We start from the raw sequence: 2,480 nt of genomic DNA on the forward strand, positions 1-2,480 counted from the left end.
GCACGCGCCTCCTCCACCGGTGCGCCTGTGAACACCGCGCTCACCATCAGCCCGCCCATCGCCTCGGTCAGCCCCGCGCTGCACCCGGCTTGGTAGCGGGCGGATGCGGGCACCGCCGCCTGGGCGGAGAACGCGCGCACCTCGTCCATCGCGTTCACCTGGCCGGAGCGGATGCGCTCGACCCGCGCCTCCGCCGCTTCCGGCGAGGCGACGCTCCGGATCACGTCGATCTCGGCGCTCAGCTGACTCGTGCCGCGGCGCATGTCGGCTGCCTGCGCGCTCAGCAGGGGAAGTATCCAGGCGAGGTCCGCATCCACGAACGGCGCGGTGAGCGCCGCACGACGCGCCAGGCGCACGGGCAGGCTATCGGCCGAGGGAGCGTGTGATGCGGATGCCGGGCGGGCCGGCGTCGCCGTAGCGGACGGCGCAGCGGAGGGCGCAACGGAGGGCGCGGCTTGAGCGGGAGCATCGGCGGACGGGGACGAACCCGCCCGGCGGATGCGATTCTCCACCGCGTTCGCGGCCCGCTCGACCGCGCGGTCGGCCGCGTGCTCCACCTGCTGGCGGACGCGGGCACGGACGTGGGCCAGCAACTGGGCCTGGGCGGGGGCCGCGTCGGTCCCGAGCGCGGCGGCGGCCGCCGCGCCGATGAAAAGATGCCTGATGTGCATGGGAATCTCGCCTCTATGGATGGCCGTCCGCCCCGGGAGCAGGGCGGACGGCGGATTGGTGGAGTCGCGCGGGCGACCGTCGCCCGCGCCCCGAATCGTCTACAGCCGCACCAGCTCCACGCGGCGGTTCTGCTGGCGCCCCTCGGGCGTGGTGTTGGGCGCGGCCGGCTTCGTCTCGCCCAGGCCTTGGCTTTCCAGGCGCGCCGCGTCGATGCCGAAGCGCTCCACCAGGTACTGCCGCACCGCGGCGGCGCGGCGGGTGGAAAGCGACAGGTTGGCTGCGTCGCCGCCCACGTCGTCAGTGTGCCCCTCCACCATCAGGCGCAGGTCGGCGTGGCCGCGCAGCATGTCCCCGATGCGCTGCAGCACGGGTGCGCTCTCCGGGCGAATGCGGTCGCTGCCCGTGTCGAACAGGATGCCCTGCACCGCCACGCGCCCCTCCGCCGACAGCGCGTCGTACAGGTCGCGCCCGCCGGCCGCCACGCGGATGCTGGCGATGTACGCGCCCTCGTTGCCCGCCACCCCGCTCCCGGGGATGTTCACCACGATCTGCCGCCCGCGTCCCACGTCGAAGTTGGGCGCGTTGGCCACCCGCGTACCCAGCACGTACATCTTGGTGTAGCGCCCGTCGCCCATCAGCCGAACGAAGAAGGGCACGTTGGGCTGGTAGCCTTGGAACCCGGCCTGGGTGGAGCGGCTGTCCTGCGTGTTCAGCCCCGCCACCGTGCGGAAGTTGGTGCCCACGTGAAAGGTGGCGCGCGCCTTTCCATCTCGGTCGTAGCCGTGCTCGCCCTCGGCCAGGTAGATCTCGGCCAGGCTGGCCTCGGCGGCCATGTACTCGATCTCCAGCGTGAACCGGTCGGGGAGCGCCTCGGTCAGCGGGATGGCGAACTTCAGGTCCTCGGCGGCGCGCAGGTAGCGGCGGCCACCCACCTCGGCCACTTCGCCGTTGCCTTCCAGCAGCTCCAGCCGGCGGGGAAAGTCGCCCACGTTGTCGCGGGTGAAATCTTCGGCGAAGAGCACCCGCTCGCCCGGCACGAAGTCGAAGTTCACGAACGCCACGGGGGCACCCGGCGCGGCCGGCGCATCCGCCTCGGCGCCTTCTGGCTGGGCCTGCGCGGGCGCGGCCTGCTCGCCTCCGGTGACCGCCCCGCGCACCTGGTCTGCACCCTGCCGCACGCGGTCGCGAAGGCGCCCGAGTTGCGCGTGGGCCTGGTCTACGGGGAGCACGGCCCCGAGCGCTGCAAGGGCGAAGATGGCCGCCCGAAACCGATGATTCATGGGTTTCTCCTGGATGGATGTGGTTCCGGTCCTGTGAGCTTGCGGCGCGCGCGAATCCGTCGGCGCCGGGCTGCCACAATGCTACCAGATGCCAGGCGTACCAGCGTGAGCAGTTCTGCTCATCTTCACGGCCGCGCGGAACGAGCACGCGACGCTTCCCCCCTTTGATGAAGATACGAGTGGAGCCGAAGGTAGCGCGGGTGGAGGTGCGTCGGGCCGGATAGGACGAGGGCGCGGAGATCAGCAGATCTCCGCGCCCTCCGTGTTATTGATCACCACCGTCAGCCGCAGCGATAGCGGCGGACGTGTGACGGAGTAGCAGCCAATGCATCCATCACCGCTGCCGCGCCCTACCTTGTACGTGTCCGCGACTGGATCCTTCGGCCCGCGCAGGGTGTGCTGCGGGTAAATGCGGCGCGCCTGGGCCTCAGGATGACAGGCCCTGTTGCTGCTCCGGTGCTGGATGCCACCCACCCAAGCGTGGTGTGTACACCCTCACCCGCTTGCGGGAGAGGGTCGCACGCGTGT

General features: G+C 71.4%; 1 protein-coding gene and 1 pseudogene. Both read right to left on the bottom strand.

Features of this window, described 5'->3' with window-relative positions; all coding sequences use genetic code 11:
* Nucleotides 1-671: pseudogene (locus tag VIB55_RS12100) on the bottom strand (hypothetical protein); the annotation flags it as partial.
* 99 nt (nucleotides 672-770) lie between these two features.
* Nucleotides 771-1,952 (bottom strand): OmpA family protein, encoded by a 1,182-nt coding sequence (locus VIB55_RS12105; protein WP_331876904.1) that lies wholly within the window; start codon nucleotides 1,950-1,952, stop codon nucleotides 771-773.
* Between the last annotated feature and the right edge of the window lie 528 nt (nucleotides 1,953-2,480).

The organism is Longimicrobium sp., assembly GCF_036554565.1.
Classification (GTDB): domain Bacteria; phylum Gemmatimonadota; class Gemmatimonadetes; order Longimicrobiales; family Longimicrobiaceae; genus Longimicrobium.